Here is a 15,551-nt window from a genome sequence, read left to right on the forward strand (position 1 = left end):
CATCATTAGCCCCTGACCCTCTCAAAGCGATTAACACCTGTGCGGTTATTTCTGTCCTGCGACCAATTCCCCATCGCAATTGCGCGCCAGCCGCATATATTGAACCCAACAGGAGAGATTATGAAACCATTCCTAGCCCTTGTTTTATCAAGTTTTCTCACCCCCGCGCTGGGCTGTTCCGCATTGGCCGACACAGCGGAACAACCAGCCCTGATCCAATCTGGCGAAGGCGTTAATCTGGCCAGTTTCCAGTGGCACAAACGCCCGGTGGTGGTCTTTGCAGACAGCCCTGAAGACCCGCGCTTCAGCGAGCAGATGGCATATCTGGAGAGCGAGCAGCAGGCGCTGCTGGATCGCGATGTCGTGGTCTTGACCGATACCAACCCAAGCGCAGCATCGCCTCTGCGCAAAGCGCTGCGCCCGCGCGGTTTCATGCTGGTGCTGGTCGGCAAGGATGGCGGCGTCAAGCTACGCAAACCCCACCCTTGGACGGTGCGCGAGCTGTCCCGCAGCATCGACAAATTTCCCGACCGTCTGCGCGAGGTGGAAGACCGGCGCGAGAAATGACGCGCTAGCCGTTGCTGCGCACGTAGATCACCGCCTTGGCCTGGGCATCTACAATCATGATGCCATGGCCGTCGGGAATGAAGGCCATACGCGAGGTGGGATTCATTATCGCCTGATGGTAGATTGATTTGACCAGCTCGCTCATGCAGTTGACCCCGGCCAGGCCCGAATTCAACATACTGATTCCCTGTGGCAAATCCCGCGACATGATGGATTCGACCAACGCGTTGGGGGATTTGTTGCCCACCTTGAAGACCAGTGGCTGCCCCTGTTCCAGCATTTTCAGCCCGGTATCCACTGATCGCGCCGCCGTCAAAAGCGATGAAATGCGGGGGGACTCGGTGTGGAAGACGGCAGCCGTGCATGTGCTGCTGGATTGAAAGAAATAGGTCTCGCCCAACGTGACCCATTGGGACAGCTGCAAACGCAGATCTTCTTCCTTGTCCAAGGCACAGCCCGAGATAACAAAAACCGTTGAAATCAGAGCAATTGCAGAACGAAGCATACGTCACCTTGCGAGTAATCGATACGCGTGATGTCGCATGAAAAGCTAAAGATTTGGTGCATGGATCTTGGGCGGCGGCATTTTGCCCCTTGGTGCCCAAGCCCATCGCCCGTCGGTTGATTGCCCGACGGGATGACTGGTTAGCCAGCCGATTTTGCCGGGAGGCAGAAATCTGCATTGGGGCAGGCGAAACGCGCAGGCGCTGCCTGGGCAGTTGCGAGAGTGGGAAACCGAAGCCCCCTGCCCCCGCTGTCGCGCCTATGCCTGCCCCAAAGGTCACCCCTCAAATTCCATGATCACATCGTCAACCGCCAGGCTATCGCCGGCGCTTGCGTTGATCTTGGCAACCACGCCTTTCTTTTCGGCCCGCAGGATGTTTTCCATCTTCATCGCTTCAACCGTGCACAACGCCTGGCCCTCATGCACCTCGTGGCCAACCTCGACCTCGACCTTGACGATCAATCCCGGCATTGGGCACAGCAGCAGCTTAGAGGTATCAGGCACGATTTTTTCCGGCATCAGCTCGGCCAGTTCGGCCTGCCGGGGCGTGCGCACATGTACGATAAGATCGGCACCGCGTGACCGGATGCGAAAGCCCCCAGAGACCTTGCCGACCTTCAACACCAAGGGCGTGCCATCAACATCGATTGTCGCCAGCTGATCACCCGGCGTCCAGCTGCTGGAAATGCGCATAGTACCGCCATCTTCAAAAGTGACCGAAGCCCCCTGCTGGTCGGCCTCGATGCTGACGGGGAAGTGCTGCTCCTGCAGCGAAACCATCCAGTCCGTGCCAACCCGACGTTCGTGGTTGTCCATACGGCCCGATACCCGCGCGCGGCGAATTTCGGCCACCCGGTGCATCGCCGCTGCCGAGGCTGCAATTCGGCGCAGGTCAGCCTCGGGCAATTCAACCCCGTCAAAGCCTTCTGGGTATTGCTCTTCGATAAAGGCGGTGGTCATCGTGCCTTCAATAAAGATCGGGTGATCCATCACCGCCGACAGGAACGGAAGGTTATGGCCGATGCCTTCCACCTCGAAACCGTCCAGCGCATTGCGCATCGCCTCGATCGCCTGATCGCGGGTTGGTGCCCAGGTGCAAAGCTTGGCAATCATCGGGTCATAATACATCGAGATCTCGCCGCCTTCATAGACGCCGGTATCATTGCGCACTGCAAAGCCATCACCCGCCGGGGCATCGCCCTGCCATTTGTCACTGTCCAACAGGGGGCCGGCGGCAATCTCGGCGGGCGGGCGGTAACGGGTCAGGCGGCCAATCGAAGGCAAGAAACCGCGATAGGGATCTTCGGCATAGAGCCGGTTTTCAATGGCCCAGCCGTTCAGCTGCACATCGTCCTGGGTAATGCTCAGCGGTTCACCATTGGCAACCCGGATCATCTGTTCAACCAGATCGACACCGGTGATCAGCTCGGTCACCGGATGTTCCACCTGCAGGCGGGTGTTCATTTCCAGGAAGTAGAAGTTCTTGTCACCATCAACGATGAATTCCACGGTACCGGCAGAGGCATAGTCAACCGCCTGCGCCAGCGCGACGGCCTGTTCGCCCATCGCCTTGCGGGTGGCTTCATCCAGAAAGGGGCTTGGCGCTTCTTCCACAACCTTCTGCTGGCGCCGCTGGATCGAGCATTCGCGCTCGCCCAGGTAAATGCCATTGCCATGGGCATCGCAGAGCACCTGAATTTCGATATGGCGCGGCTGGGTGACAAATTTCTCGATGAAGATACGGTCATCGCCAAAGGAATTTGCCGCCTCGTTCTTGGAAGACTGAAAGCCCTCGCGCGCTTCTGCATCGTTCCAGGCAATCCGCATGCCCTTGCCGCCGCCGCCGGCAGAGGCCTTGAGCATCACCGGATAGCCGATCTCTTGCGAGATCTTCACCGCCTCATCCGCGTCTTCAATCAGGCCCATGTGGCCTGGCACCGTGGAGACACCGGCTTCCTTGGCGATCTTCTTCGAGGTGATCTTGTCACCCATTTTTTCAATGGCACCAACGGGGGGGCCGACAAAGGCAACGCCTTCGGCTGCCAGGGCCTCGGCAAATTTGGAATTTTCCGACAGGAAACCATAGCCGGGGTGTACCGCCTGGGCGCCCGTGGCGCGGATGGCCTCCATCACCTTGTCGATGACGATATAGGATTGGTTGGCCGGGGGTGGGCCGATATGTACCGCTTCATCGGCCATTTGCACATGCAGGGCCTGCTTGTCCGCGTCCGAATAAATCGCAACGGTTTTGATGCCCATCTTGCGGGCTGTCTTGATAACACGGCAGGCGATTTCGCCTCGGTTCGCGATCAGGATCTTTTCAAACATTGGCAGTCCCTTGTTCTTTTATATGCCGGAATGCAAAACGCCGCGGCTGCGCCCATGGCGCGCCCGCGGCGTTTGCGTGGATGTCATGTGCCGCCCGAGAATGGGCTAGGCAGGTCAAAAAGCGGCGCGCAGATGCGGCCTTAACACTTACGGGGGTTTTCCTTGCAATAGACGAGGTTGGCAGCCGCCCCAACGGCCGCGCCTGTGACCAGGTTGCCATGCAGCAAGGCCGACCCGACCGCGCCGGCGCCTGCGCCGTAAATGACCTGTTCGCCGGTCGTTTCGCCACAGGCAGACAGGCTCGCGGCGGCACCAAACCCAAGTGTAAAAATGATTGCTCGCATGATGTTACTCCTTCTCTGCGGGAGAGTTTCTCTCGCAGCCAAAAAGCAGCTACCGCACTGTCAAGCAATGGCAACGCGCGAAACGGCGCAAAATGAGCAGGAGCGCGCCCATGGGTCACGCCCTTTCGGCGGGCTCTTGCCTGCCCTGTGGTGCGGCACTGGACAAGCCGACGGACAGAGCCAGAAAGCGGCGGGGCATTGCCATAAACCTGCAGGTTGGCTGCGCGGGGTTCCCCCCCGGCGCAGCACCAGTCGGCATCATGCTTCGCCCCGGCGTTCACAGGTTTTTACCTTCAAACGCATCCGGGAATGACAGCTGCGCTGCCTCCATGTCGATCACCAAGAGCGCCTCGTATGAGGCCGGATCAAAGGGATCTTCAGCTGGCAGAACTTCGCGCCCAAACAGCCAGCTCAGCCGACCGGCATCCAAGTTGCCACGTTCAAAGGGTTGGTCGCCAAACTGCTGCAACAGCGCCTGCATAAACGCAGCGTCGGCGCGGCGGTCCATTGGCTTGCGATCGCGAAAACGTTCGCGTCGCGTCAGTGCTGTTACCCCTTTGGGATTGGGACGACGCACGACAAATTGGAAATCTGTTCCTGGCAAACGGCCAGGGAACCCACGGTGCTTTAACATGATGGTGCCTCCAGTCCGGCACCCCGAGGGTCGGCTGGGGCCGGCCACAGGGCCGGACCCCTCTTGTCGTTACTTGTATTTGCCGGTGTATGCTGGCTCGACCGAGATGGGCTCGGGCTCAACCACAACAAACTCTTCCTGCTTGCTGCCGCAGGCAGCAACCATCCCCAGCAGACCCGCCAGCGTGATAAACTTGATGCTCTTGGACATTTCTGTCTCCTGATTTGTTTTGCGAAGCCGTCAGCACTAGGGGTGCTGTCCGGCCCCAGCCTCAATAGGTGAAAGGTACTGCGACCAATCGCGCCAAGGATAGCCGGGATAACGACCAATTCACATCGAAAAGCTGCCCACCCAAGGGCCTGTGACCACAAAGTCGCAAAAACATGCCGAGCCCCGCAGCCCGCCGCAAGATGTTGTAGAAACATCAGAATGCCTCCCAGATGCAGCGATCTTTTTCCAGGCGATAGGCCTCAAAAAACTGGGTTGCTTCGGCATCCTGAAAACCAAATTCCACCGGACGGTCCGAAAAGGAGATCACCACCATGCTGGGCGACAGCGCGTGTTCGCGCAGGTAGTCCAGCACGACAGAGCCGCAAAGGTGTTCCATGTCGGCGGCGCTGCGTTCATAATCCATGCGCCCGGCTGCAGCCGCCGTTGCGTCATCTGCCACATCCGTCTGGCGCGAAATCTCTGGCGCGACAAAGCGAAACCGAGCCCAGAGCGCCCCGGGGCTGTCATCCAACAGCACCTCTGACAGCAGAACCCGCTGACCAGACGGCACGGAAACCGGCACAAAGGCCCCCGAAAGATTGGCCTCATCCGCGTGAACAGGGATGACCACCAGCGATAAGGCCAGGGCACAGCCAAGCAGAATTACCGTCGAAACAGGGGAAACCGGACCATCCAAACCGCAACCCCACCCCCCAACAACTTGGGCTCCTCCGGGCGGGGCTGCTGGCGCTGCGCCACTGGCGCGCGCTATCCGGTATCGGTTGGGATGGATCATTGTCCAGTCTCGGCCTCTTTGTCAAACCCTGTTGTACATTTGTGCAGCTTTTCCTCTACCTGCACAGTTTTTAATCGGTTCTTGCCTGACCGGGCATACCGCAGCCACCGGCTGCGCTTCACCTCGTCTTCCAACACCGCCTTGATTTCAGAGGCCAAATTGCCTGGCACACGCCCCGCGACACGCCCGCCTGCCGTCACCAGCAGCCCCTCGGCATGTGGCTCCACCTGCACCACCGGGGAAAAGCCACGCACATTTTGCACCGCGCGCCACATGTCCTGGCGGATCTGCTGCGCCAACCGCAGCGGATCTGCCGATGGCAGCGCCACGGTGACCGCAACATCAAGCCGCGCAGGCGTCTGACGACAGAGCGTCAATATGCCCCCTTCCTGCAGGATATGCCAACCGCTCCGGCGCATCACCATCACCCTTTACAGAGGGATATTGTCGTGTTTTTTCCACGGGTTCTTCAACGACTTGCCCCGCAGAGAGGCAAAGGCACGAGAGACCCGACGGCGGGTGGATTTGGGCTGAATCACCTCGTCGATGAAACCGCGTTCAGCCGCCACAAAGGGATTGGCAAACCGGGTCTCATAATCGGCGGTATGGGCGGCGATCTTGTCCGCATCGCCCAAATCGCCCCGATGAATGATTTCAGTCGCGCCCTTGGCACCCATCACCGCGATTTCAGCGGTGGGCCAAGCATAGTTGAAATCACCACGCAGGTGCTTGGAGGCCATCACGTCATAGGCTCCGCCATAGGCCTTGCGGGTGATCACCGTGACCTTTGGCACCGTGGCTTCACCATAGGCGAACAGCAGCTTGGCACCATGTTTGATCACGCCGCCATATTCCTGGGACGTACCAGGCAGAAAGCCGGGCACATCGACCAGCGTCAGGATTGGAATTTCAAAGCAATCGCAGAACCGCACGAAGCGCGCCGCCTTGCGCGAGCTGTCGATATCCAGGCAGCCCGCCAGCACCATCGGTTGGTTGGCAACAACGCCCACAGTCTGACCTTCAAGGCGAATGAACCCGGTGATGATGTTCTTGGCAAAATCTTCCTGAATTTCGTAGAAATCGCCTTCGTCCGCAACCTTGGTGATCAGCTCTTTCATGTCGTAGGGCGAATTGGGGTTGGCCGGGATCAGGGTATCCAGGCTGTCTTCAATGCGGCCTGGTTCATCAAAGAAAGGGCGCACCGGGGGTTTCTCCCGGTTGTTCAGCGGCAGGAAATCAACCAGACGGCGCACCTCGGCCAAGGCCTCTACATCATTTTCAAAGGCCGCATCGGCGACGCTGGATTTCTTGGTATGGGTTGATGCACCGCCCAGCTCTTCGGCAGTGACCACCTCGTTGGTGACGGTCTTGACCACATCGGGGCCGGTCACAAACATGTAAGAGGTGTCTTTCACCATAAAGATGAAATCCGTCATCGCAGGCGAATAAACCGCGCCGCCGGCGCAGGGCCCCATGATCACCGAGATCTGCGGCACCACGCCGCTGGCCATGATATTGCGCTGGAACACCTCGGCATAGCCGGCCAGCGAAGCCACGCCCTCCTGAATACGGGCCCCACCGGAATCATTGATGCCGATGATCGGCGCCCCATTCTGGATCGCCATATCCTGAATTTTGCAGATCTTCTGCGCATGGGTTTCCGACAGTGAACCACCAAAGACGGTGAAATCCTGACTGAACACATAGACCATACGGCCATTGATGGTGCCCCAGCCGGTGACCACGCCATCCCCTGCAGGCTTTTGCTTTTCCATGCCAAAATCCGTGCAGCGATGCGCGACGAACATGTCGAACTCTTCAAAGCTATCCTCATCCAACAGCAGCTCGATACGCTCGCGCGCGGTCAGCTTGCCGCGCGCATGCTGGGCATCGATACGGCGCTGCCCGCCCCCCAGACGTGCGTCATTGCGGCGGTCTTCCAGCTCGGACAGGATATCTTTCATTGCACGGGTCCCCATATAGATTTTGCCACAGCCTAACGCCCGCGCCGCACAAGCCAAAGGTAAATTTGGCAAATTTGCAAACATTTTGCATACAGTTAATGAATAGTTGAATATTTGCTAACAATACAACTGTTTCCAAAATCGATCCAATGCAACATATTTTCGCCTTACTACGTTCACTCTTCGTTCAAGGGATACTGCGCAGTATCACCCCCGGTTCACATAAAATCGGGCATCAACATGTTACGTCACAGCGAAATCATCACAGCCATGCAATACACGCGCTTCAATCTGAGTGATCCGTTGAACACCAGCAATGACGCGCCATACAAGATCAGCTATCAATATGCAGGTGGCAGCGCAGCGGGGGATCTTCCGACCTCAACAGAATATAGCGGATGGCGTCGAATGAACTGGGCGGAAAAGGCCAACTTCGAGGCCGCGCTTACCCATATCGAAAGCTTTCTCAATGTTGAATTTGTGCAGGTTAAACGCACCGATGACCCCGACCTGAATGTTGCAGCCGTTTCCCTGCCCGGGGCAACCATCGGCAGTGGTGGCTACTCTATCCGTTATCAGGGCAGCAAGATCACTGATTGGGACGGCTTTGTCGCCTATGACGCAACACTGGATCTGTCTTCGGGGCAGTATGTCGACCTGCTGCTGCACGAATTGGGCCATGCCATGGGGCTGCGCCATACCTTCGAAGCCGATGACGCCTTGCCGCAGGAATATGATAGCAATCTCTACTCTGTCATGTCCTACCGCGCCAATCCGCATAACGGGGAAGACAGCGACGCCATGATGCTGTTCGACATCTTGGCCCTTCAGGATATCTGGGGCGCGGCCAGCCATAACGAAGATGACACCCGTTACACGGGCTGCCGGACCACCACCGTCGACAGCATCTGGGACACTGGCGGCATTGATTTTCTGGATGCGGATGGACGCCATCATGGGGTCACGCTTGACCTGCGCCAGGGGGCGTTTTCATCCTTTGACAGCAGCCATGATGCGGTCATCGCCTTTGGCAGCATGATTGAACGGGCTATTGGCGCCAAGGGGGATGACCGGCTTATTGGCAATGCGCTCGACAATGTTTTGCACGGCTACGGAGGCCACGACTATCTGGTTGGAAAGGCCGGGGACGACCGGATAACCGGCGGCTGGGGGCGGGATACGCTACGCGGCGATGATGGCGATGACCAGCTGCTGGGCGGGCATGGGCGTGACCGCCTTTGGGGCGGTGCCGGCGATGATCGTTTGGCAGGCAACGGCGGCAAAGACAGGCTGGATGGCCAAGCCGGAGATGACCTGCTGATCGGCGGATACGGCGATGATATCTTTGTCTTCAAAGGGCGCGGTGGCCACGACACGGTCAGCGATTTTATCGTCCAGGAGGATCGGCTGAAGATAATGGGCCATGGCAGCCACAGTGATATTTTGGGTCAGGCCCACGACAGCGCCGAAGGAGTGGTTTTTGACTTTGATGCAGATAGCAGCCTGCTGCTCCGTGACGTCACATTGGCCAGCCTCAGCGAATACTTTCTCATTTGAGACGATCTAGGAATAGACAATCTCACCGGGCTGATCTAAGCCAGTTTCATGCAAAATCCCCAGCCCTCCGCGCATCCCACGATGAGCAAGCCACATATCGCGACACTGATCCTTCTGGCAGGGCTGTCGGCCCTGGCGATGAATGTCTTTCTGCCTGCCCTGCCCGGCATGGCGGAACATTTTCAAGCTGACTACCGGCTGATGCAGCTTTCCGTGGCGCTCTACCTTGCTGTCAATGCGGCGGTGCAGATTGTGGTTGGGCCGATTTCAGACAAGATGGGGCGCCGCCCGGTGATTCTGGCCAGCATATTGCTGTTCATCCTGGCAACACTGGGCTGTATCTTTGCCCCCACCGCCGAAATCTTCCTGGCATTTCGCATGGCCCAGGCGGCTATTGCCGCAACCATGGTACTGAGCCGGGCGGCGGTGCGTGATCTGTACGACACCGACCGGGCGGCCAGTATGCTGGGCTATGTCACCATGGGGGTGGCGATTGTGCCGATGATCAGCCCGGCCATTGGCGGGGTGCTGGATCAGCTGTTTGGCTGGCAGTCCAACTTCTGGCTTTTGGCGCTCTGTGCCGCGCTGGTCTACATGCTGACCTATTTTGATTTTGGCGAAACTGCCGTCAAAAGCGGCAAGACGCTGGCGGCACAGTTTGCCGAATACCCTGAGCTGATCTTCTCGCCGCGCTTTTGGGGCTATTCGCTGGCCTCTGGTCTCGCCTCTGGCTCTTTCTTTGCCTATCTTGGCGGGGCACCGTTTCTGGGGGCAAATCTCTATGGGCTGAGCCCGGCAATGCTGGGGCTGTTCTTTTCGACCCCGGCGGTCGGCTATTTCTTTGGCAACTTTATATCAGGGCGTTTTTCAATGCGCTTCGGCGTCAATCGGATGGTGCTCTGGGGCTGCATCGTGAATGGCTGCGGCGTTGCGCTGTCGCTGGCGCTGGCGCTGGCAGGGCTGGATTCGGTTTATTCCTTCTTTGGCCTTATGTGCATCGTCGGGCTTGGCAATGGCATGGCAATCCCCAATGCTACCGCCGGGGCGATCTCTGTACGGCCACATCTTGCGGGGTCTGCCTCGGGGCTGAGCGGCGCAATCATGCTGGGCGGAGGTGCCTGTCTCAGCGGCATGGCCGGTTGGGTTCTGGTGCCCGGCACCACCGCTGTCCCCTTGCTGCTAATCATGTTCTGCACCGCCATACTGGGGCTGCTTTCCATTGCTATGGTGATCAAGCGCGAGCAGCACCTGCGCTAGCAGAACCAGCCCTGCCCCCCGCCTGATCCGTTTCCCCAAAGCCCGATACGCTGGCCAACGCCCCCCCGAGGCAGGCGGCTTACCTTTTGCGGTCGGCGGCTTGCATCGTGAAATTTGCATTTATACAGTAGCGGCACCCGGAATTTGCAAAGGTGCCCCCGATGGCCACTCAGAAACTCTATGCAGGTGCCAAACTGCGTGAAATGCGTACCCGGCTTGACCTGACGCAAAAGGGTTTCGCCGCCAAACTTGGCGTATCTCTGCCCTATCTGAACCAGATGGAGAACAACAACCGACCCGTTTCCACCACGGTTGTTTTGGCCCTGGCGCAGGAATTTGGCATGGATGTCACCGAATTGTCGACCGGCGACAGTGAGCGCCTGGTCAGCGACATGCGCGAGGCCATGGCCGACCCGGTTTTTGCCGATGACACCCCGCCGATGGCGGATCTGCGACTTACAGCATCAAATGCGCCGGCCCTGGCGCGCGCCTTTCTTAGCCTGCACCGCGCCTATCGCCAGACGCATGAGCGCCTTGCCTCGCTGGACGAGGCACTGGGGCGCGAGGATTCCCGCATTCAGGCCAGCCCCTGGGAAGAGGTGCGCGATTTCTTCCATTATTGCGACAACTACATTGACGCGGTGGATCGGGCCGCCGAACGCTTTGCCGGATCTGCAGATGCACGGCTGGCAGCCACCACCGCGCTGGAAACCGCAGGCATCACCATTTTGATCTGCGACATGGAGGGGCTACGCCACTACGACCCCGAGAGCCGCACCCTGCGACTGTCAAACCGCGCCACGCCGTCAACCCAGGTATTTCAGCTGCTATTGCAGGTTGCCCTGTTCAGCCAGGACAGCCTGCTAGAAGCTACCTTGGATTTTGCCCGCTTCCAAAGCGACGAAGCCCGCGCCATCGCCAAGATTGGCCTGGCGAACTATTTCGCCGGGGCAGCGCTGATGCCCTATGGCCGTTTTCTGGCCGCCGCCCAAGAGGATCGCCATGATCTCGAACGGCTCGCCATCCGGTTTAGCGCCTCGATAGAGCAAGTGGCGCATCGCCTCTCGACCTTGCAGCGCCCCGGCGCCAAGGGGATCCCGTTCTTTTTTGTCCGGGTCGATCAGGCAGGCACCATCACCAAGCGGCACTCCGCCACGCGGCTGCAGTTTGCCCGCTTTGGTGGTGCCTGCCCGCTATGGAATGTGCACCGCGCCTTTGAAACGCCTGGGCGCTTTTTACGCCAGCTGGCCGAAACGCCGGACGGGGTGCGCTATATTTCGCTGGCGCGGGATGTGTCAAAACCCGGTGGGGCCTTTGGCGCGCCGGTGCGCCGCTACGCCATCTCGCTGGGCTGTGAGTTGCGCCACGCAGAGGCGCTGGTCTATGCCGACAATCTGGAGACGCGCCATGATACGGCCTTTGAACCCATCGGCATTTCCTGCCGCATCTGCGAGCGCACAAACTGCCACCAACGTTCGGTTCCGCCGCTAGAACGCCGCCTCAGCATCAACAGCGACCAGCGCGGGGTGCTCCCCTATGAGGTGAGCTGATGACTCCTGGCGCCCCCTTATCGCGGTACATCTGCTATACGCCCGCAGTGCACAGCAAAAAGGGGGCGCGTAATCGCCGCCCCCTTGCTGTATTTTCTGCCACGCCCAGAAGACCAGACGCAGACCAATAGTATTCAGGCTTTGGCCAGAATATCCCAGATCTGATCCTTCAGCGCACCACGCTTCTTGCGCAGTTCGACTTCTGCCAGCTCTTCTACCGGCTCGACGTTGGTTTCGGCCCGGTGCACAGCGCGGTTCACGTCGTGGTAGTCATCAGCCAGCTTGGCAAAATGGGCATCAGACTGTTTCAATTGGCTGATCACCTCGGCCTTTTCGGGAAACTCTGCTGCCAGCTCATGCGGGGTATTGGACATCTGTTCGCTCCTTTTATATCGCTCACCCGCAACCTATGATCCCCGCGATTGCGCCACCTTGATACGGATCAATTCCCCCCAAAAGTTAACACCTTGGACGGCAGCCCGCGACAGTGCTGTGCGCCACAGGCAAAGCGCCAGCTAGCGCTGGCTTTCCTGCCAGTTGTCATGGAACCAGGGCATCGCATTAGAGGCCGACAGGCGGCGGCCAAGGATATGGTCTGCCGCTTTTTCCCCGGTCATGATCGATGGACCGTTGAGGTTGCCATTGGTGATGCGCGGAAAGATCGAACTGTCGGCGACCCGCAGCCCTGCAACGCCGATGACCCGGCATTCTGGGTCAACAACGGCCATCGGATCATCCAGCGCCCCCATCTTGCAGGTGCCACAAGGGTGATAGGCGCTTTCGGCGTGCTGCCGGATAAAGCTGTCGATCTCCGCATCGCTTTGCAGTGCTTCGCCAGGCTGGATTTCGTGTTTGACAAAGGGCTGCATGGCCTCCTGCGCAAAAATCTCTCGGGTCAGGCGCACGCATTTGCGAAAATCGATCCAGTCCTGCTCGGACGACATATAGTTGAAAGAGATCTTTGGTGCGTCCTTCGGATCGGCGCTGGCCAGAGTGACCCTGCCGCGCGATTCTGACCGCATCGGCCCCACATGCGCCTGAAACCCATGGCCTTCGGCTGCCGCCTGGCCATCATAGCGCACCGCAATCGGCAAAAAGTGATACTGAATATCGGGATAGTCGACGCCCTTGTCCGAACGGATGAACGCAGCGCTTTCGAACTGGTTCGAGGCCCCAAGCCCTGTCTTGGTGAACAGCCACTGTGCGCCAACCCAGGCCTTACCCAGCAGGTTCCAGTATTTGAACAGGGTGATGGGTTGTTTGCAGGCGTATTGGAAATAGAACTCCAGGTGGTCTTGCAGGTTTTGCCCAACGCCGGGACGATCTGCGACCAGATCCACACCATGTTCTGCCAGGTGTTTGGCCGGACCAATGCCCGACAGCATCAGCAGCTTTGGTGAATTCAGCGAGCTGGCCGCCAGGATCACCTCCTCTGTGGCCTCGATCACCTCAACCTTGCCGCCGCGCTCGATCTCAACCCCGGTCGCGCGCCCCTGCTGGATGACCACTTTGCGCGCCAGGGCGCGGATCATGGTGCAGCTATCGCGCTTCAGCGCCGGGCGCAGATAGGCATTGGCCGCCGACCAGCGCTGGCCTTTGTAGACGGTCATCTCCATCGGGCCAAAGCCCTCTTGCTGTTCACCGTTGTAATCTTTGGTCACAGGATACCCCGCCTGCTGCCCGGCTGAGACAAAGGCCGCGTGCAGCGGGTTGTCGCGCGGGCCACGGGTGACATGCAGCGGGCCGTCACTGCCGCGCCAGTCCGGGTCACCGCCCTGGCCGCGGTCATCCCAGGTTTCCATACGTTTGAAATAGGGCAGCACATCTGCGTAGGACCAGCCCTGCGCGCCGCTTTCGGCCCAGTAATTATAGTCACCCGCGTGGCCGCGCACATAGACCATTCCATTGATCGAGGACGACCCGCCGATCACCTTGCCACGCGGCGTCACCAGCTCGCGATTGTCCAGATGCGGTTCCGGCTGGGATTTATAGCCCCAGTCATACAGCGACATGTTCATCGGGTAGGACAGTGCCCCCGGCATCTGGATAAACGGGCCCGCATCACTGCCGCCATGTTCGATGATGAGTACCGATTTCCCCGCTTCTGACAGCCGGTAGGCCATGGCACAACCCGCCGAGCCCGCCCCCACAATCACATATTCCGCTTTCATCGCATGTCTCCATCGCGAAGTCTCACTGGGTCAAAAGGCCACCGGGCCGCGCGCCAGGCGCGATCTATCCTGTGGCCGGTAAAACTCTGCTTCATCATTGGTCTGGCCCGCTGCGGACGCGTCGCGCCTTCAGCGGATTTCTCAGCACCCCTTGCGCCCTGCCCTTTTGGGCAACGGGGCGGGTGGGTGGGCGTTGCCCAAAAGGGCAATCAGAACGCCGCTTCGACATCGCCCATGCGCACATAGACCGATTTCACCTGGCTAAAGTGCTTCAAGGCCTCTTTGGAGTTTTCGCGCCCCACCCCCGAGGCCTTTACGCCGCCAAAGGGGGCCTCGACCGGTGCGTCATTGTAAGAATTGATAAAGCAGCTGCCGGCCTCAAGCTGGCCGATCACCCGATGCGCCCGCGCGAAATCTTTGGTGAAGACCCCCGCCGACAGGCCAAATTCGGTGGCATTGGCCCGTGCCACAACCTCATCTTCGCTATCGAACTCCAGCACCGACATGACAGGGCCAAAGATCTCTTCACGCGCAATGGTCATTTCATCCGTCACATCGGCAAAAACCGTGGGCTGCAGATACCAGCCCGGCATGTCGCAGCGCGCCCCGCCACAGATCAGGCGGGCGCCCTCGGACTTGCCCTTTTCAATATAGCCCAGCACGATATTCATCTGCGCCTCATTGACCATGGGGCCAAAGCTTGTCGCCTCATCCAGCGGATCGCCAATCATCGCAGCACCAACGCGTTCGGCCAGACGGGCAAGGAATTTTTCCTTGATGCCCTTTTGCACAAAGACCCGGGTACCATTGGAACAGACCTGCCCCGAGGAGTAGAAATTGCCATTGATGGCACCACCAACGGCATTCTCGATATCCGCGTCATCAAAGATGATCAGAGGGGATTTTCCGCCCAGTTCCATGGTGACATGCTTCATCCCCGCCGCCGCTGCCGCATAGACCTTTTTGCCGGTCGGCGCCGATCCGGTCAGCGAGACCTTGTTGACCCGCGGGTCGGTCACCAGTGCCGCCCCGACATCGCCCAGACCCTGTACCACATTGAACACCCCGGCAGGCAGCCCCGCCTCGTGCAGGATCTCGGCAACTTGCAAGGCACAAAGCGGTGTTGCCTCGGAAGGTTTGAACACCATGGTATTGCCACAGGCCAGGGCCGGCGCGCCCTTCCAGCAGGCGATCTGCGTCGGATAGTTCCAGGCACCAATCCCCACACAAAGCCCCAAGGCTTCGCGGATGGTATAAACCCAGTCTTCGCCCAATTGGATATGTTCACCGGTCAGGCTGGCCGCCAAGCCGCCAAAATATTCCAGCGCATCGGCACCCGAGGTGGCATCCGCCACCAGGGTTTCCTGCAGCGGTTTGCCGGTATCATAGGTTTCCAACACCGACAGATCATGATTGCGGTCCCGCATGATATCGGCCGCCCGGCGCAGGATGCGGCCGCGTTCCATACCCGTCATGGCCGCCCAGGCCTGTTGCGCGGCCTTGCCGCTGGCCAGTGCCTGTTCGACAATCGCAGGTGTCGCTGCATGTACACTGGCGATCTGTTCACCTGTTGCGGCGTAGATCACCGGAATGGCGGTGCCGGATGTGTCTTCGACATAGGCGCCATTGATGAAATGGCTGGCTTTGGGTTGAGCGGGATGAGTCATG

15 protein-coding genes are annotated in these 15,551 nt (G+C 59.2%); 4 read left to right on the forward strand and 11 right to left on the reverse strand.

What is annotated here, in order from left to right; translation table 11 throughout:
- Window positions 1-120 precede the first annotated feature (120 nt).
- The gene (locus tag ACN0VH_RS14305; protein ID WP_417700973.1) at window positions 121-567 is read left to right on the forward strand and encodes a DUF4174 domain-containing protein; all 447 of its coding nucleotides are present in this window, start codon (window positions 121-123) and stop codon (window positions 565-567) included.
- Between the two features lie 4 nt (window positions 568-571).
- Here the strand turns inward: ACN0VH_RS14305 and ACN0VH_RS14310 are convergent, their stop codons facing one another.
- From ACN0VH_RS14310 to ACN0VH_RS14345, 8 genes are all read right to left on the reverse strand, one after another.
- Window positions 572-1,072 carry a hypothetical protein gene (locus tag ACN0VH_RS14310; protein ID WP_417700974.1) on the reverse strand — a complete coding sequence of 167 codons (501 nt, stop codon included), beginning with the start codon at window positions 1,070-1,072 and terminating at the stop codon, window positions 572-574.
- 276 nt (window positions 1,073-1,348) lie between these two features.
- Window positions 1,349-3,400, reverse strand: coding sequence for an acetyl-CoA carboxylase biotin carboxylase subunit (locus tag ACN0VH_RS14315; protein ID WP_278922608.1), 2,052 nt, complete (start codon window positions 3,398-3,400; stop codon window positions 1,349-1,351).
- A gap of 140 nt (window positions 3,401-3,540) precedes the next feature.
- Window positions 3,541-3,744 (reverse strand): hypothetical protein, encoded by a 204-nt coding sequence (locus ACN0VH_RS14320; RefSeq protein WP_278922609.1) that lies wholly within the window; start codon window positions 3,742-3,744, stop codon window positions 3,541-3,543.
- Between the two features lie 277 nt (window positions 3,745-4,021).
- A complete protein-coding gene (locus tag ACN0VH_RS14325) occupies window positions 4,022-4,378 on the reverse strand; it encodes a hypothetical protein (protein WP_278922610.1) in 357 nt (118 codons plus the stop codon).
- A gap of 69 nt (window positions 4,379-4,447) precedes the next feature.
- Window positions 4,448-4,588, reverse strand: coding sequence for a hypothetical protein (locus ACN0VH_RS14330; RefSeq protein ID WP_417700975.1), 141 nt, complete (start codon window positions 4,586-4,588; stop codon window positions 4,448-4,450).
- Window positions 4,589-4,802: 214 nt separating this feature from the next.
- Entirely contained in the window at window positions 4,803-5,285 is a 483-nt protein-coding gene (locus ACN0VH_RS14335; protein WP_417700976.1) for a DUF6497 family protein, read from the reverse strand.
- Window positions 5,286-5,380: 95 nt separating this feature from the next.
- Window positions 5,381-5,803, reverse strand: a complete 423-nt coding sequence (locus ACN0VH_RS14340; protein ID WP_417700977.1) for a hypothetical protein — start codon at window positions 5,801-5,803, stop codon at window positions 5,381-5,383.
- Window positions 5,804-5,815: 12 nt separating this feature from the next.
- Complete coding sequence (locus tag ACN0VH_RS14345) at window positions 5,816-7,348, reverse strand: acyl-CoA carboxylase subunit beta (protein ID WP_232404396.1); 1,533 nt, start codon at window positions 7,346-7,348, stop codon at window positions 5,816-5,818.
- Window positions 7,349-7,588: 240 nt separating this feature from the next.
- On the opposite strand from ACN0VH_RS14345, the gene ACN0VH_RS14350 reads away from it, so the two are divergent.
- From ACN0VH_RS14350 to ACN0VH_RS14360, 3 genes are all read left to right on the forward strand, one after another.
- Complete coding sequence (locus ACN0VH_RS14350; protein ID WP_417700978.1) at window positions 7,589-8,905, forward strand: M10 family metallopeptidase; 1,317 nt, start codon at window positions 7,589-7,591, stop codon at window positions 8,903-8,905.
- Between the two features lie 48 nt (window positions 8,906-8,953).
- Window positions 8,954-10,162 carry a multidrug effflux MFS transporter gene (locus tag ACN0VH_RS14355; protein ID WP_417700979.1) on the forward strand — a complete coding sequence of 403 codons (1,209 nt, stop codon included), beginning with the start codon at window positions 8,954-8,956 and terminating at the stop codon, window positions 10,160-10,162.
- Between the two features lie 161 nt (window positions 10,163-10,323).
- Window positions 10,324-11,712, forward strand: a complete 1,389-nt coding sequence (locus ACN0VH_RS14360; RefSeq protein ID WP_278922616.1) for a helix-turn-helix domain-containing protein — start codon at window positions 10,324-10,326, stop codon at window positions 11,710-11,712.
- A gap of 134 nt (window positions 11,713-11,846) precedes the next feature.
- Here the strand turns inward: ACN0VH_RS14360 and ACN0VH_RS14365 are convergent, their stop codons facing one another.
- The 3 genes from ACN0VH_RS14365 to betB form a co-directional block, all read right to left on the reverse strand.
- Window positions 11,847-12,086: an HP1242/YdcH family protein gene (locus ACN0VH_RS14365; protein WP_278922617.1), complete on the reverse strand. Its 240-nt coding sequence runs from the start codon at window positions 12,084-12,086 to the stop codon at window positions 11,847-11,849.
- A gap of 141 nt (window positions 12,087-12,227) precedes the next feature.
- A complete protein-coding gene (gene betA / locus ACN0VH_RS14370; protein WP_417700980.1) occupies window positions 12,228-13,883 on the reverse strand; it encodes a choline dehydrogenase in 1,656 nt (551 codons plus the stop codon).
- A gap of 209 nt (window positions 13,884-14,092) precedes the next feature.
- Window positions 14,093-15,550, reverse strand: a complete 1,458-nt coding sequence (betB, locus tag ACN0VH_RS14375) for a betaine-aldehyde dehydrogenase (RefSeq protein WP_417700981.1) — start codon at window positions 15,548-15,550, stop codon at window positions 14,093-14,095.
- Window position 15,551: the final 1 nt, after the last annotated feature.

It is taken from the genome of Pseudophaeobacter sp. (assembly GCF_048267565.1).
Classification (GTDB): Bacteria; Pseudomonadota; Alphaproteobacteria; order Rhodobacterales; family Rhodobacteraceae; genus Pseudophaeobacter; species Pseudophaeobacter profundi.

What these genes read in the sequence shown, in the direction of transcription:
- ACN0VH_RS14305 (WP_417700973.1), top strand. Translation starts at nt 121, where the DNA reads ATGAAACCATTCCTAGCCCTTGTTTTATCAAGTTTTCTCACCCCCGCG.
- ACN0VH_RS14310 (WP_417700974.1), bottom strand. Translation starts at nt 1,072, where the DNA reads ATGCTTCGTTCTGCAATTGCTCTGATTTCAACGGTTTTTGTTATCTCG.
- ACN0VH_RS14315 (WP_278922608.1), bottom strand. Translation starts at nt 3,400, where the DNA reads ATGTTTGAAAAGATCCTGATCGCGAACCGAGGCGAAATCGCCTGCCGT.
- ACN0VH_RS14320 (WP_278922609.1), bottom strand. Translation starts at nt 3,744, where the DNA reads ATGCGAGCAATCATTTTTACACTTGGGTTTGGTGCCGCCGCGAGCCTG.
- ACN0VH_RS14325 (WP_278922610.1), bottom strand. Translation starts at nt 4,378, where the DNA reads ATGTTAAAGCACCGTGGGTTCCCTGGCCGTTTGCCAGGAACAGATTTC.
- ACN0VH_RS14330 (WP_417700975.1), bottom strand. Translation starts at nt 4,588, where the DNA reads ATGTCCAAGAGCATCAAGTTTATCACGCTGGCGGGTCTGCTGGGGATG.
- ACN0VH_RS14340 (WP_417700977.1), bottom strand. Translation starts at nt 5,803, where the DNA reads ATGCGCCGGAGCGGTTGGCATATCCTGCAGGAAGGGGGCATATTGACG.
- ACN0VH_RS14345 (WP_232404396.1), bottom strand. Translation starts at nt 7,348, where the DNA reads ATGAAAGATATCCTGTCCGAGCTGGAAGACCGCCGCAATGACGCACGT.
- ACN0VH_RS14350 (WP_417700978.1), top strand. Translation starts at nt 7,589, where the DNA reads ATGTTACGTCACAGCGAAATCATCACAGCCATGCAATACACGCGCTTC.
- ACN0VH_RS14355 (WP_417700979.1), top strand. Translation starts at nt 8,954, where the DNA reads ATGCAAAATCCCCAGCCCTCCGCGCATCCCACGATGAGCAAGCCACAT.
- ACN0VH_RS14360 (WP_278922616.1), top strand. Translation starts at nt 10,324, where the DNA reads ATGGCCACTCAGAAACTCTATGCAGGTGCCAAACTGCGTGAAATGCGT.
- ACN0VH_RS14365 (WP_278922617.1), bottom strand. Translation starts at nt 12,086, where the DNA reads ATGTCCAATACCCCGCATGAGCTGGCAGCAGAGTTTCCCGAAAAGGCC.
- betA (WP_417700980.1), bottom strand. Translation starts at nt 13,883, where the DNA reads ATGAAAGCGGAATATGTGATTGTGGGGGCGGGCTCGGCGGGTTGTGCC.
- betB (WP_417700981.1), bottom strand. Translation starts at nt 15,550, where the DNA reads ATGACTCATCCCGCTCAACCCAAAGCCAGCCATTTCATCAATGGCGCC.